This window comes from Streptacidiphilus cavernicola (genome assembly GCF_042510955.1).
In the GTDB taxonomy this organism is placed as follows: Bacteria; Actinomycetota; Actinomycetes; order Streptomycetales; family Streptomycetaceae; genus Streptacidiphilus; species Streptacidiphilus cavernicola.
On record NZ_JBHFAB010000009.1, the window covers coordinates 137,037 to 160,635 of the forward strand.

The 23,599-nt window shown below is 73.8% G+C and carries 21 protein-coding genes and 2 tRNA genes; 8 read left to right on the forward strand and 15 right to left on the reverse strand.

Annotated elements, in window-relative coordinates; all coding sequences use genetic code 11:
• Positions 1 to 34: 34 nt before the first annotated feature.
• A complete protein-coding gene (locus ACEZDE_RS14715; RefSeq protein ID WP_380536404.1) occupies positions 35 to 691 on the reverse strand; it encodes a GntR family transcriptional regulator in 657 nt (218 codons plus the stop codon).
• 90 nt (positions 692 to 781) lie between these two features.
• On the opposite strand from ACEZDE_RS14715, the gene ACEZDE_RS14720 reads away from it, so the two are divergent.
• The 4 genes from ACEZDE_RS14720 to ACEZDE_RS14735 all read left to right on the forward strand — a co-directional run bounded on the left by ACEZDE_RS14720 (position 782) and on the right by ACEZDE_RS14735 (position 4,150).
• Positions 782 to 1,444, forward strand: a complete 663-nt coding sequence (locus tag ACEZDE_RS14720; protein WP_380536407.1) for a bifunctional 4-hydroxy-2-oxoglutarate aldolase/2-dehydro-3-deoxy-phosphogluconate aldolase — start codon at positions 782 to 784, stop codon at positions 1,442 to 1,444.
• Entirely contained in the window at positions 1,441 to 2,415 is a 975-nt protein-coding gene (locus tag ACEZDE_RS14725; protein ID WP_380536410.1) for a sugar kinase, read from the forward strand. The genes ACEZDE_RS14720 and ACEZDE_RS14725 overlap by 4 nt, the downstream gene beginning before the upstream one ends.
• Before the next feature lie 97 nt (positions 2,416 to 2,512).
• Positions 2,513 to 3,475, forward strand: coding sequence for an aldo/keto reductase (locus ACEZDE_RS14730; RefSeq protein WP_380536413.1), 963 nt, complete (start codon positions 2,513 to 2,515; stop codon positions 3,473 to 3,475).
• A gap of 42 nt (positions 3,476 to 3,517) precedes the next feature.
• Positions 3,518 to 4,150, forward strand: coding sequence for a uridine kinase (locus ACEZDE_RS14735; RefSeq protein WP_380536415.1), 633 nt, complete (start codon positions 3,518 to 3,520; stop codon positions 4,148 to 4,150).
• A 25-nt stretch (positions 4,151 to 4,175) separates the two neighbouring features.
• Here ACEZDE_RS14735 and mscL read toward each other — a convergent pair whose 3' ends face one another.
• The 9 genes from mscL to ACEZDE_RS14780 form a co-directional block, all read right to left on the reverse strand.
• Positions 4,176 to 4,616 (reverse strand): large conductance mechanosensitive channel protein MscL, encoded by a 441-nt coding sequence (gene mscL, locus ACEZDE_RS14740; RefSeq protein ID WP_380536418.1) that lies wholly within the window; start codon positions 4,614 to 4,616, stop codon positions 4,176 to 4,178.
• Positions 4,617 to 4,749: 133 nt separating this feature from the next.
• Positions 4,750 to 6,402, reverse strand: coding sequence for an MDR family MFS transporter (locus ACEZDE_RS14745; RefSeq protein WP_380536638.1), 1,653 nt, complete (start codon positions 6,400 to 6,402; stop codon positions 4,750 to 4,752).
• A gap of 92 nt (positions 6,403 to 6,494) precedes the next feature.
• Complete coding sequence (locus tag ACEZDE_RS14750; protein WP_380536420.1) at positions 6,495 to 7,016, reverse strand: MarR family winged helix-turn-helix transcriptional regulator; 522 nt, start codon at positions 7,014 to 7,016, stop codon at positions 6,495 to 6,497.
• A gap of 115 nt (positions 7,017 to 7,131) precedes the next feature.
• On the reverse strand, positions 7,132 to 7,965 hold the full coding sequence (locus ACEZDE_RS14755; protein ID WP_380536423.1) for a nucleotidyltransferase domain-containing protein: 834 nt from the start codon (positions 7,963 to 7,965) through the stop codon (positions 7,132 to 7,134).
• 102 nt (positions 7,966 to 8,067) lie between these two features.
• A complete protein-coding gene (locus ACEZDE_RS14760) occupies positions 8,068 to 8,313 on the reverse strand; it encodes a hypothetical protein (protein ID WP_380536424.1) in 246 nt (81 codons plus the stop codon).
• 71 nt (positions 8,314 to 8,384) lie between these two features.
• Positions 8,385 to 9,137 (reverse strand): ABC transporter ATP-binding protein, encoded by a 753-nt coding sequence (locus ACEZDE_RS14765; protein ID WP_380536427.1) that lies wholly within the window; start codon positions 9,135 to 9,137, stop codon positions 8,385 to 8,387.
• The gene (locus ACEZDE_RS14770; protein WP_380536431.1) at positions 9,134 to 9,742 is read right to left on the reverse strand and encodes a MauE/DoxX family redox-associated membrane protein; all 609 of its coding nucleotides are present in this window, start codon (positions 9,740 to 9,742) and stop codon (positions 9,134 to 9,136) included. Before ACEZDE_RS14770 ends, ACEZDE_RS14765 begins: the two co-directional genes overlap by 4 nt.
• Positions 9,743 to 9,750: 8 nt before the next feature.
• The gene (locus tag ACEZDE_RS14775) at positions 9,751 to 10,353 is read right to left on the reverse strand and encodes a hypothetical protein (RefSeq protein ID WP_380536433.1); all 603 of its coding nucleotides are present in this window, start codon (positions 10,351 to 10,353) and stop codon (positions 9,751 to 9,753) included.
• A gap of 216 nt (positions 10,354 to 10,569) precedes the next feature.
• Positions 10,570 to 10,773, reverse strand: coding sequence for a hypothetical protein (locus ACEZDE_RS14780; RefSeq protein WP_380536436.1), 204 nt, complete (start codon positions 10,771 to 10,773; stop codon positions 10,570 to 10,572).
• A 169-nt stretch (positions 10,774 to 10,942) separates the two neighbouring features.
• Here ACEZDE_RS14780 and lepB point away from each other — a divergent pair, with 169 nt between their 5' ends.
• Entirely contained in the window at positions 10,943 to 11,857 is a 915-nt protein-coding gene (gene lepB / locus ACEZDE_RS14785) for a signal peptidase I (protein WP_380536439.1), read from the forward strand.
• A 99-nt stretch (positions 11,858 to 11,956) separates the two neighbouring features.
• Complete coding sequence (locus tag ACEZDE_RS14790; protein WP_380536441.1) at positions 11,957 to 14,875, forward strand: FtsX-like permease family protein; 2,919 nt, start codon at positions 11,957 to 11,959, stop codon at positions 14,873 to 14,875.
• Between the two features lie 30 nt (positions 14,876 to 14,905).
• Here ACEZDE_RS14790 and ACEZDE_RS14795 read toward each other — a convergent pair whose 3' ends face one another.
• The 4 genes from ACEZDE_RS14795 to ACEZDE_RS14810 form a co-directional block, all read right to left on the reverse strand.
• Positions 14,906 to 15,691, reverse strand: a complete 786-nt coding sequence (locus ACEZDE_RS14795) for an AfsR/SARP family transcriptional regulator (RefSeq protein ID WP_380536443.1) — start codon at positions 15,689 to 15,691, stop codon at positions 14,906 to 14,908.
• On the reverse strand, positions 15,688 to 17,031 hold the full coding sequence (locus ACEZDE_RS14800; protein ID WP_380536641.1) for an ATP-binding cassette domain-containing protein: 1,344 nt from the start codon (positions 17,029 to 17,031) through the stop codon (positions 15,688 to 15,690). Before ACEZDE_RS14800 ends, ACEZDE_RS14795 begins: the two co-directional genes overlap by 4 nt.
• Before the next feature lie 947 nt (positions 17,032 to 17,978).
• Complete coding sequence (locus tag ACEZDE_RS14805; protein WP_380536445.1) at positions 17,979 to 18,641, reverse strand: Uma2 family endonuclease; 663 nt, start codon at positions 18,639 to 18,641, stop codon at positions 17,979 to 17,981.
• 208 nt (positions 18,642 to 18,849) lie between these two features.
• Positions 18,850 to 18,922, reverse strand: a tRNA-Arg gene (locus ACEZDE_RS14810).
• Between the two features lie 137 nt (positions 18,923 to 19,059).
• On the opposite strand from ACEZDE_RS14810, the gene ACEZDE_RS14815 reads away from it, so the two are divergent.
• A complete protein-coding gene (locus ACEZDE_RS14815; protein ID WP_380536447.1) occupies positions 19,060 to 19,512 on the forward strand; it encodes a hypothetical protein in 453 nt (150 codons plus the stop codon).
• A gap of 73 nt (positions 19,513 to 19,585) precedes the next feature.
• On the opposite strand, the gene ACEZDE_RS14820 is transcribed toward ACEZDE_RS14815, so the two are convergent.
• A tRNA-Ser gene (locus tag ACEZDE_RS14820) sits at positions 19,586 to 19,676 on the reverse strand.
• A 227-nt stretch (positions 19,677 to 19,903) separates the two neighbouring features.
• On the opposite strand from ACEZDE_RS14820, the gene ACEZDE_RS14825 reads away from it, so the two are divergent.
• On the forward strand, positions 19,904 to 23,587 hold the full coding sequence (locus ACEZDE_RS14825; RefSeq protein WP_380536449.1) for a PAS domain-containing protein: 3,684 nt from the start codon (positions 19,904 to 19,906) through the stop codon (positions 23,585 to 23,587).
• The last annotated feature ends 12 nt before the right edge of the window (positions 23,588 to 23,599 follow it).

Sequence of the window (23,599 nt, forward strand, 5' to 3'; positions counted from 1 at the left end):
GTTTACTGAACGAAACGCCGACGCGCTAACCCAGTCAATCGATTATCGGGTCCCCGATCCGCTCCCAGATCTCCAGCACGTGCTCGCGGAACAGCACCCCGGCGACCTCCGGACGACCGCCCCTGAGCGCGGCGACCAGTGGCACGTGGTTCTCGGCGATCTGCTCCAGACGGCCGAAGTAGACCCGGTTGGAGACCGCGGTGAAGCTGCGCAGGCTGGCCTCGGTCACCGTCCACATCCGGGCCAGCAGGCCGTTGCCCGCCGCCTCCCAGACATGCCGGTGGAACGCGACGTCGGCGTCCACCACGCCGCCCACGTGGTCCCGCCGGGCCGCGGCGCGCATCGCCTCGACGTCCGCCCGCAGCGACTCGGCCAGCCCCTCCGGCGCGAGCCGGCACACCTCGGTCGCGGCGAACTGCTCCAGCACCGCGCGCACCCGGTAGGCCTGCCGGGCGTCCTCCTCGGAGATGTCGGCGACATAGCTGCCCCGGCGCGGGAACTGCAGCACCAGGCCGTCCGCGGCCAGCCGCTTCAGCGCGTCCCTGACCGGGGCCTGGCTGACGCCGTAGCGGCGGGCCAGCTCCAGCTCCACCAGCCGGGCGCCGGGGGCGAGGTCGCCGGTCGCGATGGCGGCGCGGACGCGTTCGTACACCTGGTCGGACAGCCGTCCGCTGAGGCCGGGCTCGGCCATGTGCGGCTCCTCGCTGGGCAGTGGGTTCGGTGGTCAGAACTCTAGCGGCGGGCCCTGTTCAGCATTCATCCGATCGATTATCGTTCACACATGTTCTCCCCCACCCTGCTCGACGTCCTCCGCGAGGACCGCCTCCTCGCCGTCCTCCGCGGCGGCGACGCCGACGCCCTCACCGCCTGCGCCGCGGTCCTCGCCGGGAGCGGGGTCCGCGCGGTCGAACTGACCCTCTCCAGCCCGGCCGGGCTGGAGGCCCTGCGCCGCAGCGCCGCCGACCCCGCGCTGCCGCCCGGCACCCTGCTCGGCGCGGGCACCGTGCTCACCCGCGACCAGGCCCGCGCCGCGATCGACGCCGGAGCCCGCTACCTGGTCACCCCGGGCGTCAGCGAAGAAGTGCTGGCCGAGGGCGTCGCCCAGGACGTCCCGGTGCTCTGCGGCGCGCTGACGCCCAGTGAGGCGATGGCCGCGGTCCGGCTCGGCGCGACCGCGGTCAAGCTCTTCCCCGCCTACGCCGTCGGCGGCGCCCGCTACCTGCGCGACCTGCGCGCGCCGTTCCCCGACGTGCCGTTCATCGCCATCGGCGGGATAGCCCTGGACCACGTCGCCGACTACCTCGCCGCCGGGGCGGTCGCGGTCGGCGTCGGCTCCCCGCTGCTGCGCGAGGCCGCGCACGACAGCGGCCCGGCCGCGCTGGCCGCGCTCGCCGCCCGCGCCGGCGCCTACCTCGCGGCGACGTCCGGTCAGGAGCAGGCGTGAGCGCGGGCACGGCCGGGGTGGTCACCCTCGGCGAGTCGATGGCCGCGCTCGGCTCGCCCGCGCCCGGCCCGCTGCGGCACGCCCCCCACCTCACCCTCTCCATCGCCGGGGCCGAGTCCAACGTCGCCATCGGGGTGCGCCGGCTCGGCCACCCGTCCGCCTGGATCGGCCGGGTCGGCGCGGACGAGTTCGGCCGGATGGTGCTGGAACGGCTGCGCGCCGAGCAGGTGGACGTCTCCGCCGCCCGCACCGACCCGGCCGCCCCCACCGGGCTGCTGGTCAAGGAGCAGCGCACCCCGGACGTCACCCGGGTCCAGTACTACCGCTCCGGCTCGGCCGGCTCCCGGCTCTGCCCGGACGACCTGGCCGCCCCCGGCTCCCCCGCCGCCCGACTGATCGCGGACGCGGCCGTGCTGCACGTCACCGGCATCACCCCGCTGCTCTCGCCCACCGCGGCCGACGCGGTCCGGCACGCGGTCGGCCTGGCCGCCGCCGCGGGCGTGCCGGTCTCCCTGGACGTCAACCACCGCACCGCGCTCGGCACCCCGGCGCAGCTCAGGGCGGCACTGCTGCCGCTGCTGCCGCAGGTCACCCAGCTGTTCGCGGGCGAGGAGGAACTGCTGCTGCTGGCCGACGCCGAGGACGAGGCGGAGGCGGTCAACCGGCTCCGCGACGCCGTCCCCGAACTGGTCGTCAAGCGCGGCGCGGACGGCGCCACCCTGCACACCGCGGCCGGAGTGCTGCGGCAGCCCGCCGTCCCGGTGCGGGCAGTCGACCCGGTCGGCGCCGGGGACGCCTTCACGGCCGGCTACCTGGCCGGGCTGCTGGACGGCTCGACCCCGGCCGAGCGGCTCCGGCTCGCCTGCCTGACCGGGGCGTTCGCGGTGTCCGTGGCCAGCGACTGGTCCGGCCTGCCGACCCGCGACGAACTGCGGCTGCTCACCGCCCCGCCGGGCACCACCCTGCGCTGACCCTGCGCTGACCCTGCGCTGACGCTGCGCTGACCCTGCGCCGACGCTGCGCTGACCACAGGAAATACCTCCGCCCGCGGCCACGTTGGAGCACACCATGACCGCCTCCACGAGTTCCCCCCGCGCCCGCCTCGGCTCCTCCGACCTGACCGTCTTCCCGCTCGCCCTCGGCGGCAACGTCTTCGGCTGGACCGCCGACGAGGCGCAGTCCTTCGCCGTCCTGGACGCCTTCGCCGCGGCCGGGGGCGACTTCGTCGACACCGCCGACGCCTACTCCGCCTGGGCCCCGGGCAACTCCGGCGGCGAGTCGGAGACCGTCGTCGGCCGCTGGCTCGCCGCCCGCGGCAACCGCGCGGACGTGGTCCTGGCCACCAAGATCGGCTCACACCCGCAGTTCAAGGGTCTCAAGGCGGCCAACGTCGCCGCCGCGGCGGAGGCCTCGCTGCGCCGGCTGGGCACCGACCACATCGACCTCCTCTACACCCACTTCGACGACGAGAGCACCCCGGTCGAGGAGATCATCACCGCGCTGGACGCGCTGGTCCGGGCGGGCAAGGTTCGGCAGATCGCCGCGTCCAACATCTCCCCGGCCCGGCTGGCCGCCTCGGTCGAGTTCTCCGACCGCGAGGGCCTGGCCCGCTACGTGGCGGTGCAGCCGCACTACAACCTGGTCTCCCGGAACACCTACGAGGGCGGGCTCGCCGACGTCGCCGCCCGGTACGGGCTCTCCGCCGTCCCCTACTACGGTCTCGCCTCGGGCTTCCTCACCGGCAAGTACCGGATCGGCGGCGCGGCCGTGGACAGCGTCCGCGCGGGCGGGGCGGCCAGGCACCTGGAGACCCCGCGCGGCCCCAAGGTGCTGGAGGCGCTGGACACCGTGGCCGCGAACCACGGCGCCGAGCCCGCCACCGTCGCCCTGGCCTGGCTGCTGGCGCAGCCGACCGTGGCCGCGCCGATCGCCAGCGCGCGCACGGTGGAGCAGCTGCCCGCGCTGGTCGCGGTGGCCGGTCTGACGCTCAGTGAGGCCGAACTGACGCTGCTGACCGAGGCCTCGGCGTAACCGCGTCCAGGACACGTAACGACGTCCAGGACAGGAGTCCCGGTGCAGGTCCGCCCGCTCACCCCGGACGCGCTCGGCGAGGTCGTCGCCGAGCGCGTCGCGCTGCTGCCGCAGCCGGAGGGCGGTCGGCCCAGGATCGCCCAGGACGGGGCCCCGGCCGCCGGGACGGCCCCGCTCGCGGACGCCGTCGCCGAGGCGCTGCGGCTGCGCGGGCGACCGGTGCTGCGGATCGGCGCGGGCGACTTCCTCCGCCCGGCCTCGCTCCGCCTGGAGTACGGCCACCAGGACGCCGACGCGTACTTCGACGGCTGGCTGGACGCCAACGCGCTGTTCCGGGAGGTCTTCGACCCGCTGGAGCCGGGCGGGAGCGGCCTGGTGCTCCCGGCGCTGTGGGACGCGGCGGCGGACCGTGCGGTCCGGGCCCGCCCGGTGCCGCTGCCGCCGGGCGGGGTGCTGCTGCTGGACGGCCCGCTGCTGCTGGGCCGCTGGCTGCCGTTCGACCTCTCGGTGCACCTCTGGCTCAGCGCCGCCGCGCTGGCCCGCCGCACCCCGGCGGACCAGCGCTGGACGCTGCCGGCCTTCGCCCGCTACGAGGACGAGGTGCGGCCGACCGAGGCGGCCGACCTGGTGGTGCGCGCCGACGACCCGCGCCGCCCGGCCCTGGTCGTCGGCTGACGCACGGTCAATCCAGGCTCCCTGGTTACGGGGAGACCTTCTGCATCGGGACTTCCTGCTTCTGCGGGCCGACCGGGATGGTGCAGAAGGAGCAGCGGGTGGCCGCCGCGGGGATGGTGCTGAGGCACTCGGGGCAGTCCTTGGTGGCCACGCCCGGCTCCTTCTTCGGCTGGAAGCGCTGGTGCAGCCGGTTGATCGGCATCACCACGCAGAAGTAGACGACAAAGGCGACCAGCACAAAGCTGATCAGCGCGCCGATCAGCGCGCCGTACGGGAAGACCACCCCGTCGGCGTTGAAGCTCTTCTTGCTGAAGTCCCCGGTGGAGCTGGTGACCAAGCCCACGATCGGCGTCAGGAACGCGGCGACGAAACCGTTCACCACGGCCGTGAACGCCGCGCCGACCACGATGCCGACCGCGAGGTCGACGACGTTGCCGCGCAGCAGGAAACTGCGGAAACCCTTCATGCTCTTCTCTCCATACTGTTTCGGCGCCGGAACGGGGGACCGGCACGCGCACACCCTCCCAGGTCCGCCCCCGGGAACGCGAACGGCCCCGCTCAGCGGCGGGGCCGTTCGGGTCGTTCCGCGGGGCCGGGCGTTACCGGACCTCCGCCTCCTTCGTTAGTGCCGCCTGCTTCTCCATCGCCGCCGCTGCGGCCTGGGCCTGCGCCTGGATGCCGGAGACGCTGCGCAGCGGCACCTCCTTGATGAACAGCACCAGCACGAACGCCACCGCGACGACACCCGCGCCGAGCAGGAACACCCCGTGCATGGAGTCGGCGAAGCCCTGCTTGAACGGGGCCGCGAAAACCGCGTCCAGCTTCTGGATGAACGAGGAGTCGCTCAGCACCGAGCTGCCGCCGCCCGAACCCGGGTGCTGGAACAGCTGCACCACCGGCTGGTTCCCCGGCTTCCCGGCGACCGCCGGATCGTGCAGCGCGGCCTGGAACTGCGGGGTCTTCGCCGCCTTGGCGAACGCCGTGTCGATCTTGTCGCCGACGGTGCTGAACAACACCGAGAGGAAGATCGCGGTACCGGCCGTCGCGCCCAGCTGGCGGAAGAACGTGGCCGAGGCGGTGGCCACCCCCATGTCCTTGGCCGGGACCGCGTTCTGCACCGACAGCGTCAGCGTCTGCATGGTGAGGCCGAGCCCGATGCCGAACAGCAGCATGAAGCACATGGTCTCCAGCAGCGGGGTGTTCCACTGCACCTCGAAGTGGAACAGCAGCATCGCCACGGTCAGCAGCGCCGTGCCGATCACCGGGAAGATCTTGTAGCGCCCGGTGCGCGAGGTCAGCTGGCCGGTCAGGATCGAGGCGCCCATCATGCCCAGCATCAGCGGCAGCATCAGCAGGCCGGACTTGGTCGGGCTGGCGCCCTTCACGATCTGCAGGTACTGCGGCACCATCAGCAGCCCGCCGAACATGCCCATCCCGACCAGCACCGACAGCACGCTGGTCTGGCTGAACACCCTGTTCTTGAACAGCCGCATCGGGATCAGCGCCTCGTCGCCCATCCGGCGCTCGACCAGGACCCAGGCGACCACCCCGACCACGCCGACCAGGTAGCAGGCGAGCGAGCGGCCGGAGAGCCAGCCCCAGGACTGCCCCTGCTCCGCGACCAGCAGCAGCGGGACCACGCCGACCGCGATGGTCACCGCGCCCCACCAGTCGATCCGGTGGTTCCGGCGGGTGTGCGGGAGGTTCAGCACCTTGGCGACCACGACCAGGGCGACCATGCCGATCGGCACGTTCACCAGGAACACCCAGCGCCACCCGGCGATGCCGAGGATGGTGCTCTGACCGGCCAGGAAGCCGCCGACCAGCGGCCCGAGCACGCTGGAGGTGGCGAACACGGCGAGGATGTAGCCCTGGTAGCGGGCCCGCTCGCGCGGCGGCACGATGTCGCCGATGATCGCCAGCGCGAGCGACATCAGACCGCCCGCGCCCAGGCCCTGGAACGCGCGGAACGCGGCCAGCTCGATCATCGAGGTGGCGAAGGTGCAGGCGATGGACCCGGTCACGAAGATGCTGATCGCGGCCAGGAAGTACGGCTTGCGGCCGTGCATGTCCGAGAGCTTGCCGTAGAGCGGCGTCGCGATGGTCGAGGTGATCAGGTACGCGGTGGTGGTCCAGGCCTGCTGGCTGAGGCCGTGCAGGTCGTCGGCGATGGTGCGGATCGCGGTGCTGACGATGGTCTGGTCGAGCGCGGCCAGAAACATGCCGATCATCAGACCGGACAGGATGGTCATGATCTGACGGTGGCTCAGCCCGCCGGACGAGGGTATCGGGGCGGGTGCGGACGCCGGGGCGGCCCCGCCACCGCCGCCCTGGGTGGTGCTGCTCACGTGGTTTCTCCTGGATGCGCGGTGGCCGCGGGCGGGGTGGTGATCCCGACCGGACCGCCGAAGAGTTCTGCGCGGTTGTCTGCGAAGTCGTCGTTGAGGCGTCCGAACAGCCGGACCAGCTGGTGGCGGTCCTCGGCCGGCCAGGCGTCGAGAATGCGGGCAAGCTTCTGGTTGCGCTGGTCCCGGGCGTGCTCGAAGGCGAGGACCCCGGCCGGGGTGGCGGAGAGCAGCGCACCCCTGCGGTCCTCGGGATCGGGCCTGCGGTCGACCAGGCCGCGGTCCACCAGCGAGCGGATCTGCCGGCTGACCGTGGAGAGGTCCAGCATGGTGTCCACCGCGAGGTCGGTGGCCCGCCGCGGCCCGCAGCTCACCAGCCGCGCCAGCAACGCCCGGTCGCCCCCGCCGGGATCCTCCCGGCTGCGCTGCTTCCACGCGTTGACCAGCCGGACGAAGCGCTGGATCTCGTCCCCCAGCGCGGTCGCCGCCTCACTGGCGGACGAGCCCTGGTCCTGGCGCACGCGTACTCCCCCGGGAACTTAGTTGCTTGTCTCTACCAAGTAACTGTATCCGACATCTTCTTTTCTCCCGCCCGCACCTCTTTCTCCTGTCCTCACCCCTGTTGCTCCTGCTTCCTCACTGCGGCCGGGGCCGCTTCTCCCCGTGCACCGCGCGGTACTCGGCCGCGAGCCAGCCGCCGAGACCGTCCACCAGCGTGCCGAGCACGGCCAGGTCGCCGGTCGGGGCGCGTCCGACCTCCGCCGCCAGCCGCATCGGAGCGGCCCACTGCGGGTAGTAGCGGCCGAAGACCTCGGCGGACCGGACCAGATCGCTGGTCCAGCCGTTCCAGCGGGGCATCACCAGGGTGAACCCGGTACGCACCAGCCGTCGCCCGACCCTGCGGCCGAGCAGTCGGCACTCGGTCTCCGCGGCCTCGTCCCGCGAGCCGGACCCGAGCGCCGCGAGCTGCTCGCGCCAGCGCGGCAGCACCAGGCCCAGATCCCCGTTGGTCTCCCGGGCGAGCAGCGGGCTGGGACGGTAGCGGGGCAGCTCGGCCCCGAGGTCCGGCCCGAGCAGCGGGGTGCACAGGCAGGCGACGAACCAGCCGAGATCGTGCCGCTCCAGCTCGCTGAGCAGCGTGCCAGTGTCGAACAGCAGTACCCCGACCCCGTCTACCTGGGCGAAGGCCCGGTCCAGCGCGGCCTCCACCGCGTCGGCGTCGGCCCGGTCGGCGGCGGTCGGCGGCCGGCGCAGGGCGACCAGCAGGTCCAGGTCGGAGACTCCGGCCACGGCGGTGCCGCGCGGGACGCTGCCGTAGAGGTAGGCGCTGTGCAGCCGGCCGCCGTCGCCGAAAGCCTCGGCGAGCAGCCGCCGCGCGGCCTCCACCACCGGGGCGAACTCGGCCGCCACCCGGCTCAGCGAACCCTCCCGCGCGATGTATCCGTCCTGGTCCAGCCCGTCAGTGAACATTCACTCACCCTGCCTTGCGGCACCCGCCGGGCGCGAACGCATTCCCCCGCAGGCCCGGGATCGGGTTCGGGTCCAGACTCAGGTCCAGGCTCAGGTTCGGGCTCAGGACGACGCGGACCGGCCCGCGTCGTCCCGGAGCAGCCCGGCCGCCTCGCCGAGGAAGGTCACCCGGTCCAGCGGCACCCCGTACCGGTTGGCGATCTCGATGATGTCCTGCCGGGTCTCGACCTCGACCGCGGGCGCCACGTCGAGGAACATCCGGTCGTAGACCTGCATCACCAGGTGCTGCCGCGGGCCGACCGCTCCCCGCAACCAGACCTGCGCGGTATGGGCGCTCACATGGTCCATGAGCCAAGCATCCGACCACACCCCGATCACCGCGACCGGACCCGGCTCGGCCCCAGCCGACCAGGATGCTGTCAGTCGGCGGAGGGGGCGGAGGAGGAGGCCAGGCGTCCGTCCAGCAGTGTGACCTTGTGGTCGGCCATGTCGGCGATGGCCGGGTCGTGGGTACTGAGGACCACCGTCATCGGGTGCCGGGTGCGCAGGTCGAGCAGCAGGTCGAGCACGTCGCGGCCGGTCCGGGAGTCGAGGTTGCCGGTCGGCTCGTCCGCGAGCAGCAGCCGGGGCCGGTTGATCAGGGCGCGGGCGATCGCCACCCGCTGCTGCTGCCCCCCGGAGAGACGGGACGGCAGAGCAGCCTCGCGCCCGGCCAGACCGACCGCGTCGAACAGTTCCCGGGCTCGCTCGACCCGGTCGAAGCCCGGCCTGCGGTCGGGCAGCACCGGTGCCAGCACATTGTCCAGGGCGGTGAGCGCCGGAAGCAGGTGGAACCGCTGGAACACAAAGCCGACGCCGCGCCGATACCCGGTCAGCGCACGGCGGTTGGCGGTGACCAGGTCGAGCCCGTCCACGGTCAGCGAGCCGGAGTCGGCCCGTTCGATCGCCCCGACCAGGTGCAGCAGCGTCGACTTCCCGGAGCCGCTGGGGCCGACCAGGGCGGTCAGGCTGCCTGGCGCGAGCTCCAGATCCACCGCGTCCACGGCGGTGAGCGCCCTGCCCTCGGCGATCGGGAACGTCTTCGACACCCGCACCAACCGGACCGCCGCCCCCAGGGACGCGTCCTGCACCGGTACGGCGGCGGTGGCGGGAGGCACTGCGCGCGAGGTCATACGGGTCGGCTCCAGGATCGGGGGTGGGCAGCGGGTTCTCCGGGGCGGGCGTCCACGGTATCCGGCACCGGGGTGGCGGCGGCAGGCCGCAGCAACTCGGCCAGGTCGTCCAACCGGGTCAGCGCGACGACCAGCACCACCGCGGTGAGCAGACAGAGCAGCAGCGCCGGAGCCGGGGCCCGCCACAGCGCGGCGGGCTCATCGGAAGGCAGCGCCGCCAGCACCGAACTTGCCAGCAGCAGAACGTTTCTGACGATATGCCATCCCGACGCCGGTGACACCGAGGCGCCGAAGCAGGCGCACGGTGCGGTGGACCCCCGTCGCAGCGCCGACGCCAGCACCGCAGTGAACCCGCACAGCAGCAGGACGGCCAGGCCAGGCCCGGTCCGACCCGCCCCGGGGAGCAGCGACAGCGGCACCACCGCGCACTCCAGCAGCACCACGACCGCGGCGATCGCCGTCGCGGACCGTCCACGCAGGCCGACCAGCGGCTCCAGCGACCGTACGAACCCGGCGAAGGCGCGACGACCACGGAGCTTCGAGGCGGCAGACAGGGCGAAGACCCCGACCACCAGCAGATCGCAGACCAGCACCGTCCACCGCACGGCCGGCCTCAGCGCCTGACGAGTTCGGGCAGTTGCTCGACGGCGTGCCCGGCGACCGCCACCCGTCCCCGGTCCAGCAGGTAGAGGCAGGGGTAGGACTCGGCGGCGAACGCGGCGGCCAGCGCCTCGGCGTCCTCCCCCACCGTCACCCGGGCCACCTCCCGTAGGGCGGCGACCAGTTGCTCGCCGTGACCGCTGTGCCTGCCGTGCCCACCAGCGCCCGCGCCGGCGGAGCCGACGGTGCCGGTGGAGTCTGCCGGGCCGACGCGTCCGACCACGACGGCGAGCACGCTGTCCCGGCCGCCCGGCATCCGCCCGGCGTAGTCCGCGGCGACGCCGACCTCGGTCAGGCAGGAGGCACAACTGTCCGACATCAGCACCACGAACTTGGTTCCCCGCCGCAGCCATTCGGCGGTGACCGGGTCGCCGAGCAGGTCCACGGCCGAGGCCGGGCCGATCCGCGCACCCACCGGCAGCAGCCGGTCCGCGCTCGCCACCCGGTCCAGCCGGACACTGTGCTCGCGCAGCCTGCGGATCACCGCGAAGGTCAGGAACAGGTCGAACAGGCACAGCAGGCCCACCAGGACCAGACCGGCCACCAGGTACGGCACGTTGGTTCAACTCACCTTCGGGAGAGGGACGGTGGTGTCGCCACCGACACCGGGCGCGACCCGGCGGCAGTGGCGGCACCGTTGCGCCGCGAAGCGGTGTGCGGACGCAGGACGGCGTTGCCGCAGGAGCGGTGTGCCCGCGCGAAGCGGCGTACCGCAGGAGCGGAGTGCCCGCGCGAAGCGGCGTACCGCAGGAGCGGAGTGCCGCGCTGCCGCTCAGCCGCCGCTGCAGTAGCTGTGCGAAGTGCAGACGGCGTTGCTGCTGGTGTAGCCGATCGTGGTGTAGTACCACTCACAGCCGGGCTCGCCGAGCAGGTAGCCGGTGGTGCGGGAGTAGGCCACGGTGCAGGCGGACGCCTTGGCGCTCGGCAGGAGCGCGGCGAGCATCCGGTCGCCGATCGAACGGACAGTGCGGGACATGCGTCTCCTCGGGTCATGGCCCGGCCGGGGTGCCGGGCGACTGCGGCAGAGCGTGCGCCCCGCCCGTACCGAGCCGCTACCCGACCCCTACCGAGCGGCTACCGGCGGCCACACCCGCCCGCTACCCGGCCCGTTGATCCCGCTGGTCGGCAGCCGGAGAGTGGACCCCGTGCCCCGTCGAACCGCCGTCCCCCGCGCCACCGCCCAGGCCCAGGCCCCTGCCGCCCCCGCTGCCGTCCCCGCTGCCGTCCCCGCTCTCGCGGTCTCGGTCGGGGCGGGGGCTGCCGTCCTGACCGCCCTCGCGGCCACGGCGCTGCTGCGGCGGCGGTTGTCGGTGGTCCGGGTCGACGGCGACAGCATGCGTCCCGCACTGCTGCCCGGTGACCGGGTGCTGGTGTCCAGGGTGCGGGACGGACGCGGGATCGCGGTCGGCGACGTGGTGGTGTTCCGGATCCCCGGCACCCCGGCCGGGCACGAGGGACGGCTGATCAAGCGGGTGGCGGCGGTGCCGGGCGACCGAATCCCCCCGCCCGTAGCCCCGGCCGTGGCCGCCGCCCAGACTCTGACCTCCGGTCAGGCCCCGGCCTCCGCTCAGGCCCCGGCCCCGACTGCCGCTCCCGCCTCCGCCCCCTCCCTCGCCCCGGCCCCGGCCGTGGGCTCCGCTCAGACTCTGACCTCCGCCCAGGCCCCGGCCTCCGCCCAGGCCCCGGCCTCCGCTCAGGCCCCGGCCCCGACTGCCGCTCCCGCCTCCGCCCCCTCCCTCGCCCCGGCCCCGGCCGTGGGCTCCGCCCAGACTCTGACCTCCGGTCAGGCCCCGGCCTCCGCTCAGGCCCCGGCCCCGGCCCCCGCCTCTGCCCCCGCCCTCGCCCTCGCCCTCGCTCCCGCGCCCGCTCCCGCTCCCGCTCCCGCCGAGGCTTCGCCCGAGGCCTCGCCCGAGACCCCGCCCTCCGCCGACCGGGTCCCGGCCCGCAACCTGGTGGTCCTCGGTGACGCCCCGGACAGCACCGACTCCCGCGACTGGGGCTACCTGCCGACCTCCCTGGTAGTCGGCAGGATGCTGCGCCGACTGCCCCGGGGCGGCTGAAAGCACCCGTGCACAAGCATGCGTGACCCATCATCAGCATCGTCAGATCTCAGCATCGTCAGATCCCAGCAGCGGAGACGGACCCTGGAGGCCTCGGGCATGTGGACAGCGGTGCGGGCGCAGCTCGGCTACCGGCGGGAGCGGACCGTGGCGACCCTGCTCGCGATCCTGCTGGCGGTGACCAGCTTCGCCCTGCTCAGCTCGGCCGCCGAGGGCGCGCAGCTGCAGGCGGTCGGCACGGTCAAGGCCAACTACCGCCCGCTGTACGACATCCTGGTCCGCCCCCGCGGCGCCGCCTCCGCGCTGGAGCACAGCAGCGGGCTCGTTCAGACCGACCAGCTCAGCTCGCTAGGCGCCGGCATCACCACCGCCCAGTGGCAGCGGATCCTGGCCCTGCCCGGGGTCGCGGTGGCCGCGCCGGTGGCGGTCGGCGGCTATGTGATGCAGACCGGTGAGGTCGCGGTCGACCTCACCCGCTACCTCAAGCCCGGCGTGGAGAACCAGGTACTGCGGATCGACCCGACCTGGGTCACCGACCAGGGCACCAGCCGCATCCCGGACGGCCCGATCTACTTCTACGCCACCACCGACCCGCTCCGCGGCGACCCCAAGGACCTGGTCGACCAGTTCTACGCCCTGCAGCAGCACCCGGACGGCTCGGTCAGCCGGGTCTGCGTCTACAGCCAACCCGCCGACAGCTCCGGCACGGGCGCCGGGAACGGCGGATCGACCCAGGGCCCGGCGCTGTCACCATCCGCGCGCAGCAGCTCGGACTGCTGGTCAGGCAACCAGAACAGCACCTATCCCACCTATCCGACGGACAGTCAACAACAGGCTGCTGCACCGCATGTGCTGATCGGCCTGACCGTGCCGATGCTGGTCGCCGGGATCGACCCGGCGCAGGAGGCCGCCCTGGACGGCCTGGACCGGTCGGTGCTCCAGGGGCGCTACCTCACCGAGAGCGACGGCCCCTCGACCAGCAGCTTCACCGACGCCGACCGCTTCTCTCCGGCCACCGCGGGCCAGGTCTTCCGCTCGCCCTCGATCCCGGTGCTGGCCTCCTCGACCCCGGACACCGGCGACCGGCTCCAGGTCACCGTCAGCTCGCTGCCGCCGAGCGCGGCTGCGTCCATCGCGTCCGGCAGTTCGCTGATCTCGCGTCCTGACCAGCTCGGCAAGCTGCCCGCCACCCGCTCCGGCAGCACCACCGTGACCACCGAGCAGGCCTACCGGCAGATCCTCGCCGCCATGGCGTCGCCGCTTCCCGTCTACGCGGCCCAGGGCACCGGCTTCGACCCGGTGGCGTCCAGCATCTGGACCACCGGGGCGCCGACGTTGACGCCGCACGGCTCCGGTCTGATCGAGCAGCCGGTGCAACTGCCGCCCGCCGCCTGGCACAGCGCCGCCTACGAGCCGGGGGCGCACTGGACCGGCCTCCCGGTCCAGCTCGGCGACACCGCCACCCGCGGCGTGGTGAACCACTCCCCGACCGACGTCAACAACAACCTCTACGAGCCGGGGGCGGCCCCCGACGGTACCCATCCGAGGACGAGCACCGAACTGCGCAGCGTCGGCGTGTTCGACCCGGCCAAGGTGAACCTCGGGCCCGCGCTGGCGCCCGCCCCGATGGACCTCTACTCCCAGCCCGGCGCCCCCGGCGCGGACCCCGCCTCCCGGACCGCCCTCGGCGGCCAGGCGCTGGGCCCGGACGGCGATCCGGCCGGACCGGTCGCGCAGCGCCCCACCCTGCTGACCACCCTCAGTGCGCTGACCCAGCTTCAGAAGCCGCCCTACGTGGACACCGCAACCGGCTTCGGCATCGACCCGGCCGCGCCGATCAGCACCATCCGGGTGCGGGTGACCGGCCGGATCGGGATCGACGCGCTCTCCCGGGACCGGATCAGCGCCATCGCCGACAGCATCCGCCGGGCCACCGGCCTCCAGGTCGACTTCGTCACCGGCTCGTCGAGCACCGCGGTCGCCACCGGCATCCCGGCCGGGAAGTACGGCCGTCCCGCGCTGACCCTGGCCCAGCCCTGGCTGAAGCAGGGGGTGGCCGCGGTCGTGGTCACCGCCGTCAACCGGAAGAGCCTGCTGCTCGCGGTGCTGGTCCTGGTCGCCTGCGCGCTGGCGGTCGGCAACGCGGCCGGCGCCGCGGTCCGGGCCAGGGTCACCGAGCTGGGGGTGCTGGCCTGCCTGGGCTGGTCCCGACCCCGGCTGTTCCAGCTGGTGTTCACCGAGGCGGCGGTCGTCGGCGCGGCGGCCGGGGTCGGCGGCACCGGCTGCGCCTTCGCGCTGGCCCCCGCGCTGGGCGTGCACCTCCGGCTGCTCTACGCCCTGCTGGCGCTGCCCGCCGCACTGCTGCTCAGCCTGCTGGCCGCACTCGGCCCGGCCTGGCGGGCCACCCGAGCCGACCCGGGCGCCGCCGTCCGGCCCGCGGTCGCCTTCGTCCGCCGCCCGCGTCCGCGCCGCCGGATCAGCGCCCTCGCCCGCAGCAACCTGCTCCGCGCGCCCGGTCGCACCCTGCTCGGCTCGGTCAGCCTGGCCCTGGGCATCGCCGCGCTCACCCTGATCGCGATGATCGACCTGGCCTTCCACAGCACGGTCTCCGGGACGCTGCTGGGCGACGCCGTGGTGCTGCAGACCCGCCCCACCGACTACCTGGCCGCCGGGGTCACCGCGCTGCTGGGAGCGGTTGCCGTCGCCGACGTCCTCTATGTCAACATCCGCGAGCGGGCGTCCGAGTTCGCCCTGCTCGGGGCCACCGGCTGGAGCGACGGACAGCTGACCAGACTGGCCGGCTACGAGGCGGCGGGACTGGGCGTCCTCGGCGCGGTGCTGGGCGCGGGGAGCGCGCTCGGTCTGGCCACCGCGCTCCAGCCGACGCTCCCGTCGGCCGTCTACCTGACCGCGGCGCTGGGCGCGGTCACCGCCGTCCTGCTGGCCGTCATCGCCGCGGCTGTTCCACTGCGGTCGCTGCGCAACCTGCCCACGGCGCGGCTGCTGGCCGAGGAGTGACGGTGGCTCAGCTCTGTTGGTGACATGTGGTCAGACTCCGGCCTCCACATCGGGAGTGGCCCCGTGCCGGATCAGACGGGCCAGTCGCTGCAACGACTGCCCCGGGCTGATGCCCAGCTCGTCCTGCAGCAGCGTCCGCCCCGTCTCGTAGCAGGCCAGCGCCGCGTGCCGCTGGCCCAGGCGCAGGTAGGCATGGATCACCAGCTCCCTGGCCCGCTCGCCCAGCGGGTTGCTGTCCAGTTCGGGACCGAGATCCTCCAGTACCGCCCAGTAGCGGCCCCGGCGCAGGTCGTGGGTGGCCTTCTCCTCCAGCGCGATGGAGCGCAACTGCTCCAACCGGGCCGCGTGCAGCCGTACTTCCTCGCCCGGGACGTCGGCGAAGGCGGGCCCGCGCCAGGGCCGGAGCGCCTGGTCGAGCAGCTCGCAGGCCGCCTCCGGATCCCCGGCCGCGGCCAGGGCCGAGGCTTGTCGGGCGGACCCGGTGAACTCGTCCATGTCGCAGCAGTAGCCCGGCCCGACCAGTTGGTAGCCGGGCGGGCGGGTGACCAGCACCGCAGCCGTGTCCGGACCACCGGCCGCGCACAGCGCCTTGCGCAGCGCGGACACATGCCCCTGCACCTTGAGCACCGCCGAGCGCGGCGACCGCTCGCCCCAGACGCCCTCGACGATGCGGTCGACCGGGACCACCCCGCCCGAACCGAGGGCCAGCAGCGCCAGCACGGTCCGGGTCTGCGGTGCGCCGATGGCCACCGGTCTTCCGTCGACGGTCAGCTCCATCGGCCCGAGCACGGACACCCGCACGGCTGCGGCGGTCATCTCCCGACACCGCCGCTCGGGCTGGGGGCCGGGGCGGCGCTCGGGACGGTGCCCGGCGGGATGCTCGGCCCGGTGCCTTCTCCGACGCTGGACCTGGCACTCGGCCCGACCGCGGCCAGTTGGTAACCCGCTGCCTGGACCCGGAACAGTTCGGCGTAGGCGCCCTCGCCGCGCATCAGGGTGTCGTGGTCGCCCTGCTCGATGATCCGGCCGCCGCGCAGCACCACGATCCGGTCCGCCTGCCGGACCGAGGACAGCCGGTGCGAGATCAGCAGACTGGTGCGGTGCTCGCGCAGCTCCACCAGCCGTGCGTGCACCTCCTGTTCGGCCTGCGCGTCGAGCCCGGCGGAGGGTTCGTCGAGGATCAGCAGGTCGGCGTCCCGCCGCAGTAACGCCCGTGCGAGCGCGATCCGCTGCCACTGCCCCCCGGAAAGGGTCACCCCGGCCATCCCGGCCTCGGCCACTCCGCTCGCCCCGGCCCCTCCCGCCCCGCCGGCCCCGCCTGCCCTGCCTGCCGGGGTGACGGCGGGACCGTCGGCCGCGGGGGAGGCGGCAGGTGCCGGAGCGGACGCCGCGGAGTCGGAGCCCGCCGCTGCGGGCGTTGGAGCAGACGCCGCAACGCGCGTTCCGTTCCGCAGCACCGGGCTGCTCGTCCCAAGGGACGACGGCGTGGCGGCGAAGGTCCGGCTCAGCATCGTGCGATAGCCGTCCGGCAAGGCGCTGGCCAACTCATCGACCCCGGCCGCCGCCGCAGCCGCCCGGACCCGCAGGCCGCCCTCGGTGTCCGGCTGCTCCGCGCCGGGCAGCGCGGACACCTCCCCCACGGCGATGTTCTCGGCGACCGTCAGCGCATACGTCATGTAGTCCTGGAAGAGCACCCCGATCCGCCGCCGCAGCGCCGCCGGGTCCAACTCCCTTACGTCGAACCCGTCCCAGGTGATGCTGCCGCGCTGCGGTTCGTAGAGTCGGCACAGCAGCTTCACCAGGGTGGACTTGCCCGCCCCGTTCAGCCCGACCAGCGCGACCGAGCCGCGCACCGGCAGGGACAGGGTCACCCCGCGCAACACCCAATCCTGCTCCGGGTGGTAGCGGAACCACACGTCCCGCAACTCGATGCCGACCCGCAACGGCCCAGGCTCCCGCACCACCCCAGTACCAACCCCGGCCCCGGCCTCAGCCCCCGTCCCCTCCTCCGCGCTCGCCTCTGCCTCCGTGCACGGCCCGTCCGACGCACCGACGATCGCGTCATAGTGCCCGTACAGGGCCAGCGCCGGGCCCACCGCGCTGAGCTGCGAAACCAGCCCGGCGAGCGCGCCCTGCACTCCGGCCAGCGCGGCCATCAGCAGCACCAGGTCCCCGGCGGTGGCCCGCCCCTGCCCCACCCGGGCCGCGGTGACCAGCAGCGCCGCCGCCGAGACCGCCGCGGCGGCATACACGCCCGAGGCAGACGCCCCGAATTCCGGTTCACCCGGATCGCGGTTCACCCGCTGTCGACTCCGCCTCCCCGAGACCCTCCTCTGCCCCCTCCAGCCCCTCCCCCACCGTCGTTGCCAGGCCCATGGAGGCGGCCCGCGAGGCGGAGCCGGGCCGTTCTGGCGCAGTGCCGCGAGTGCAGCCCATGGCGGCGCCGCTCGGCGAACTCGTCCCGGAACCGGCCCCGCCGCACCCGGCGTTCCGCCGCGTCGGCGATCCGCGCACGCACCCGAGCGTCCGCGGCGGCACGCAGGCCCTCGACACCGGGGCAACCAGGAACCGTTCCGGCGGCGGACGGGTTGATGCCACTGCTGCTGGTCATGTGTCAGATCCCATCTGAATAGCGAGCGGGTACGCCGAGTTGACCCGGTGCCGACGCACAGTCCGGCCAGGCGCAAGCACGGGAAACGTGGAAGTGGAAAGCACAGGATCACGTCCTCTGGCGTGGTGCATTGACGGCCAGTCGTGATCTCTCTTCGAGGCTAGGCGCTGAGGACGATCGGATCGGTGGTGTCGGAGGCTTGTCCCTCGATCGTGTACATCCGACAGCGGCCGAAACCGTTCCGCCGCCACCCCTTGGCAGCAGGTCGTCGCCGTGGACTTCCTTGAACCAACTCGGATGATCAACGGTCATATCCACTTCGCCACAGCGGCAGACCCACGGGGGCTCACTGCTACGGGCGGAGGCAACCGTCTGGCCGCGGCGCCCGCAATCCCCGATCGATCACGTTCACCTGGCAGCAGCGCGCCCCGCGGGTGAGATGTCGGCTCACGCACGCATCCTCGCCGACTCTCTCCAGGGGCCGAGAGCAGCTCAGAGGGTCAGGTCTTCCCAGGAGATGCTGATGCGGAACGGCTCAGGGAAGTCGATCCCCACGTCGCCCGGGTTCCACTCCCCGACCAGCGCGTACATCGCCGGGCGGAGCGGCTTGACCCTGAGGCCATCGGTCTGGATGAGAGCAAGCTCGTAGGCCCGTACGACGGTGACGTCCCAGGTCTTGCCCGAGTCGAGCTCGACCTCCCAGTACCAGGGGATGCCGGCTTCGGCGTACTGGATCTTCTTCCACTCGCGACGCGAGGGGGTGTCGGAGCGGGATAGCACCTCGCCGGCCAGGGAGACGTCAGCCGCATAGGTGTCGGCCCCCCGTTCCAGGCAGCGACGCACCAGGAAGTCCGGAGTGAGGAAGCTGTTCTTGTCAGCGGAGAAGAACACATTCGTCTCCAGGCTGACCTGCCAGCACTGCCCTTGGCCGTCGTCCCGTGGGCCGGCCGCCCTCCGCCTGGCGTCAGTGGTCAAGGCACGCCACATGAGTGCACTCACCTGCTGGTGCTCATGCGGGGGTCTCCGAAGCCAGGTGACGTTCCCGTCCCACAGCTCGATCTCTCTGGCAACCTCTTCAGGCAGCTGTTCTAGTTCGTCCCAGGTCAACCTGGCCGGGAGGCCGCCCCCGGGTCCTTCAACCGCATTGGTCGACATGCTGCCCTCCTACCAGCGCTGGTTCCCGCAGCCTCACTTTAGCGGGACCCCCTCGCGGAAAACGGCGGCGGTGGCGACGGCGAGCCCGGTATCCGAGGTCCTGGACTCCCAGCTGACGGAGACCCAGAAGGCCGTTGCCGTCAGCGTTGCCGCCAAACCAACGACAGGGGCCCTTCGCCGTTTCCGGCGAAGGGCCCCTGTCCTGCGGTGCGCTCAGCAGGATTCGAACCTGCAACCTCTTGATCCGTAGTCAAGTGCTCTATCCGTTGAGCTATGAGCGCCTACTCGGCTTCAGGGCGTTTTTCGTTCGCCCCGCTGCCTTGCGAGGACAACATTACACGAGCCCCGGCCTGGGGTGAAATCGGGTTTTCGGGACGGCCGCCGCGCGGGACACGGGCCCGGAGCGCAGGCTGGAAGCATGCGCAGAGCACTCACCGCGACCGGCTGCGCGGCCGTCCTCGCCCTCGCCGCGTGCAGCAGCGCCACTGATGTGGCGCCCGTCCCGAAGACCCCGGTGCGCAGCACCGCGTCCAGCAGTGCCCCCGGGGCTCCCACTGCCGCGGCCACGCCCACCCCGGCTGACACTCCGGTCACGCCCAGCAGCAGCCCGGCCGACCGGACCCCGACGACGGCTCCCCGGCCGCCGACCACGACCCCGCGACCGACCAGTCGCGCCCCTGTACCCGCTCCGGCGAGCACCCCGCCGAACTCGAACAGCGGCGGCGGCGTGCTCAAGGCCCCCTCGGGCAACTTCTACGCCGCCGGTGAGTACTGCCCGGACAGGGACGCCGGCCGCTCGACCGTCGATGCCCACGGCAGCACCATCACCTGCGTCATGGAGAGCGGCCGCTACCACTGGCACCACAGCTGATCCGCTGCCCGGTGACCCCGGAAACGACTCAGGGAGCCCGCACCCTGAGGTGCGGACTCCCTGGATCTGACTGCGGAGGCTGGGGGATTTGAACCCCCGATGGGCGTTAAAACCCAAACCGCATTAGCAGTGCGGCGCCATAGACCGGACTAGGCGAAGCCTCCCAGCACTGACCGCCGACACCGGAAACCGGTACGCGCGATCGTCTGCATGGATGATGCCACAGCCACCCGGGCTGCGGCCAACCGGTAACTACGTTACTAGGCGGGTCGCCGCAATCGCAAAATTGATGGGATAGTGCTTGCTGGTGAGCCTGGGGGGAGGTCAGCCGACGCAGCGCCGGGACCGGGCCGCTGCGGAAGGGAAGTACAGCTAGGGAGGACGGCTCGTCGTGAGCAGCAGGCCGACCCGAGGCACTGCTCGCCTCGCCGCCATACTCGACGCGCTCCCGGACGCGCTGCTGCTGGTCAACAGCAACGGCACCGTGGTGGACGCGAACGCCGCCGCCGTGCGCAGCCTGCAGGCCCCGGGCACGTCGCTGGTCGGCATGGGCGTGCTGGACCTCCTCCCCGAGTTCGACCCGAGCCGCATCCCCGGCTCGATGCGCCCCCGCGCCCGCGCCGAGGACGGCAGCGAAGAGGACGACGACGCCCCCGTCCGGATGACCGCGCGGCGGACCGACGGGACCTCCTTCCCGGTCGAGGTCGCCGGGAACGAGTTCGAGGACGACGGACTGCTCGGCGGCGGCCTCGGCGGCCTCGGCTCCGGCAGCGGCAGCAGCAGCGGCGGATCGGCCCGCCCCGGCGGCACGAGCGGCGGCCGGGACGGCTACGGCCCGTACGACTCCTACGGCGGCGTGTCCCGGTACGGATACGGCGCGAGCGGCGGCTCCGGGGCGGGCTCGTCCCGGCCGTCCGACCGGGAGCTGCTGCTGATCGTGGTGCGCGACCTGTCGGCCCGGCTCGAAGTCGAGGCCGAGCTGCGCCGCCAGCACAAGCAGACCGAGATGATCCTGCGCGCCGCCGCCGAGGGCGTGCTCGGCGTGGACATCGAGGGGCGGGTGGTGCTGGTCAACCCGGCCGCCGCGCACATCCTCGGCTTCCGCGCCAGCGAGCTGGGCGGTCAGGAGCTGCTGCCGCTGGTGCAGCACTCCAAGGCGGACGGCACCCCGCAGTCGCCCGAGGAGTCGCCGCTCGCGGACACCCTCGCCTCCGGCCGCAAGCACCGGGTGCGGACGGCGGTGCTGTGGCGCAAGGACGGCCGCCCGGTGCACGTCGAGCTGTCCACCGCACCGGTCAGGGACGGCGAGCAGCTGGTCGGCGCGGTGATGACGTTCACCGACCGGACCGCGTTCCTCTCCCTCGAGGCCAGGCACGAACACCTCACCGCCGTGCTGCGGGAGGAGCTGGACGAGCCGCTGGGCCGGTTGCAGGGGACGTTGGAGCGGCTCGCCGCCGACCCGGCCGGGCAGCTCTGGCCGGAGGCCAACTGGGTGCTGCGGCGGCTGGCCGCCGACTGCGCCAGGACCGCGCGGCTGGTCGACGGCGTGCTGTCCTACCAGCGCTTCGACGCCTCGCTGGACGCCGGACGGGAGGCGCTGGAGCGCCATCCGGTCGGCCTGGACGCGGTGGTGCGGCGGGCGGTCGCCGCGGCGACCGAGCTGATCGGCGAGGACCGGGTGCGGTTCGCGGTGCACCCGTCCGAGGTCGAGGTGATCGTGGACCAGGAGCGGCTGGCGCAGGCGCTGGGCCATCTGATCGCGGACGTGGCGCTGCCCGCCGCGGCGGGCAGCGGCGTCGGCGGCGGCGGCAGCAGCGAGGGCGGGAACGGGCTGTACGGGATGGCGGTCGGCGTCGCCTCCGGACTGAGCGGGACGCCGGGGCAGGGCCCGACCGTGGTGATAGCGGCCGCCCAGCGCGGCCCGGTGGCCCGGATCGAGGTACGCGGCCCCAGCGCGGGCGGCAGCCCGGTGCACCTGCCGATCGCCCGCGGCATGGTCGAGCGGCACGGCGGCGTGCTGCAGTCGCACGAGCTGCCCGGCAAGCAGGGCCGGACGTATGTGGTGGAGCTGCCGCTGGACCCGGCGACCGCGGGGGAGGCGGCCGAGCGGGCCGCCGCGGCGGCCCGGCGGGCGGACCGGACCAGGGAGAACGACACCGCGATGCTCCCGGAGCTGCCGGGGCTCGGCACTCCGGCGGGCGGGGGCGGAGGTGCTGGCGCGGCAGGCGGGGGCAGGGGAACCGGCGACGGTTCCGCCACCGGCGGCGGCGCGGGCGCCCGCGCAGGCGGCAGCACAGCCGGCGGAGGCAGGACGGCTGGTGGGATGGCCGACGGCGGGACCGGCGGCGGCACGGCCGGCGGGCCGACCGGCGGCGGTTATGACGGTTATGACGGGGCATCAGACGGGCTCGGCACATCCGCCGGTGGCGCGTCGCTGCCCGGGGCGCGGCGCAGCGCGGAGAGCCTGCCCGAGGCCCGGCCGGAGACGCCCGCCCAGGGGACAGACCGCTCGCGCCGCCGTCGCGCGCTGCCCGCGCCGGAGGTGGTCCGGCCGCCGCGCGCGGTGCTGGAGGCCCAGCAGCAGGCGGAGGCTCAGGCGGAGGAGCAGGCCCAGCAGCGGCAGGAGCAGCAGCCGGTCCAGCAGCAGCCCGGACTGGGAACGAACGGCTTCCCCGGCCTGATCGGCGGCCCGGTGTACCCGGGTCTTGAGCACGCGCTGCCGCCGGCCGGGAGCAGGATCGATCCTGCCCCGGTCCCGGCCCAGGCAGACGCCGCACCGTCGAACGGGCGTCGGCGCCGACTGGCGATCCCGCCGGGCGACGACCAGGCACAGGGCGGGTCGGGCGGACCGCTGGCGCTGGAGCCCCCGGGCGGCAGCACCGGCCCGCAGAGCGGCACCGGCCCGCAGAGCAACGGCGGCAGCGCACCGGGCGGCGGCATCGCCCTCCCCGGGCAGCAGTCGCACGCGCCGGAGCAGGGCTCGGGCCCGTCCGCGCTGCAGCCTGCGGCGCTGCAGCCGGTCCCGGCCGCCGCGCCCTTCGGCGGTCGCTTCGGCCCGGACGGCGGCGGCAACAGCGCCAACAGCAGCAACACCAACAACGGGATGAACGGGAGCAGCGGGAACGGCCCCGGCGGCAACGGGACCGGCACGGCGAAGGTCCGCGCACTGGGCGCCGTCCGCGACGTGTTCGCGCTCGGGCCCGCGTCCGCCCCCGCCGCCCCGCGCGAGCAGACCGCCGCGCAGTCCGCCGCACCGGCGGCCCCCTCCGCCGCACCGCCCGGTGACGACGGCCCCGGCACCGAGAGCCGGCTGGAGTTCATCGCCGGAGCGGACTACCCGACCATGGTCTCCCCGGCCGCCGACGGCCGCCCGCGGCGGCTGCTGGTCTGGCCGGACCCGGACCCGTCGACCCGTCAGGCGTTGCAGGACCGCGGCTACCGCCCGGTCATCGTCCGCACCAGGGAAGAGGTCGAGGGCCAGGTCGCCGGTTTCCCCGCGGCGCTGTTCGTGGACCCGCTGACCGGGCCGATCACCCGGACCGCGCTGCAGACGCTGCGCACCGCGGCCGGGGACGCCAACGTCCCGGTGCTGGTCACCGCCGGTCTGGGGCAGGCGACCCGGGAGGCCGCCTACGGGGCCGACCCGGCCGTGCTGCTGCGCGCCCTCGCGCCGCGGGACAGCGAGCGGCACGCGCCCCGGGTGCTGCTGGTCGAGCAGGACCAGGACATCGCGGCGGCGTTCACCGCCACCCTGGAGCGGCGCGGGATGCACGTGGTGCACGCGCTCAGCGAGAACGACGCGGTGGAGAAGGCCGGCAGCGTCCAGCCGAACCTGGTGGTGATGGACCTGATGCTGATCCGCCGCCGCCGGGTCGGCATCGTGGACTGGCTGCGCGACAACAACCAGCTGCACCGCACCCCGCTGGTGATCTACACCTCGGTGGACGGCCCGCAGCAGAACTCCCGGCTGCGGGCCGGCGAGACCGTGCTGTTCCTCGCCGAACGCTCGACCAGCCCCGAGGTCCAGGCCCGGATAGTGGACCTGCTCGGCAAGATCGGCAGCCTCGGCGGCTGAGCGCAGCCGACC

Bases quoted from the DNA above. Each gene is read 5' to 3' on its own strand.
- ACEZDE_RS14715 (WP_380536404.1), bottom strand. From the start codon at position 691: ATGGCCGAGCCCGGCCTCAGCGGACGGCTGTCCGACCAGGTGTACGAA.
- ACEZDE_RS14720 (WP_380536407.1), top strand. From the start codon at position 782: ATGTTCTCCCCCACCCTGCTCGACGTCCTCCGCGAGGACCGCCTCCTC.
- ACEZDE_RS14730 (WP_380536413.1), top strand. From the start codon at position 2,513: ATGACCGCCTCCACGAGTTCCCCCCGCGCCCGCCTCGGCTCCTCCGAC.
- mscL (WP_380536418.1), bottom strand. From the start codon at position 4,616: ATGAAGGGTTTCCGCAGTTTCCTGCTGCGCGGCAACGTCGTCGACCTC.
- ACEZDE_RS14745 (WP_380536638.1), bottom strand. From the start codon at position 6,402: ATGACCATCCTGTCCGGTCTGATGATCGGCATGTTTCTGGCCGCGCTC.
- ACEZDE_RS14755 (WP_380536423.1), bottom strand. From the start codon at position 7,965: ATGTTCACTGACGGGCTGGACCAGGACGGATACATCGCGCGGGAGGGT.
- ACEZDE_RS14760 (WP_380536424.1), bottom strand. From the start codon at position 8,313: ATGGACCATGTGAGCGCCCATACCGCGCAGGTCTGGTTGCGGGGAGCG.
- ACEZDE_RS14765 (WP_380536427.1), bottom strand. From the start codon at position 9,137: ATGACCTCGCGCGCAGTGCCTCCCGCCACCGCCGCCGTACCGGTGCAG.
- ACEZDE_RS14780 (WP_380536436.1), bottom strand. From the start codon at position 10,773: ATGTCCCGCACTGTCCGTTCGATCGGCGACCGGATGCTCGCCGCGCTC.
- ACEZDE_RS14790 (WP_380536441.1), top strand. From the start codon at position 11,957: ATGTGGACAGCGGTGCGGGCGCAGCTCGGCTACCGGCGGGAGCGGACC.
- ACEZDE_RS14795 (WP_380536443.1), bottom strand. From the start codon at position 15,691: ATGACCGCCGCAGCCGTGCGGGTGTCCGTGCTCGGGCCGATGGAGCTG.
- ACEZDE_RS14800 (WP_380536641.1), bottom strand. From the start codon at position 17,031: ATGGCCGCGCTGGCCGGAGTGCAGGGCGCGCTCGCCGGGCTGGTTTCG.
- ACEZDE_RS14805 (WP_380536445.1), bottom strand. From the start codon at position 18,641: ATGTCGACCAATGCGGTTGAAGGACCCGGGGGCGGCCTCCCGGCCAGG.
- ACEZDE_RS14815 (WP_380536447.1), top strand. From the start codon at position 19,060: ATGCGCAGAGCACTCACCGCGACCGGCTGCGCGGCCGTCCTCGCCCTC.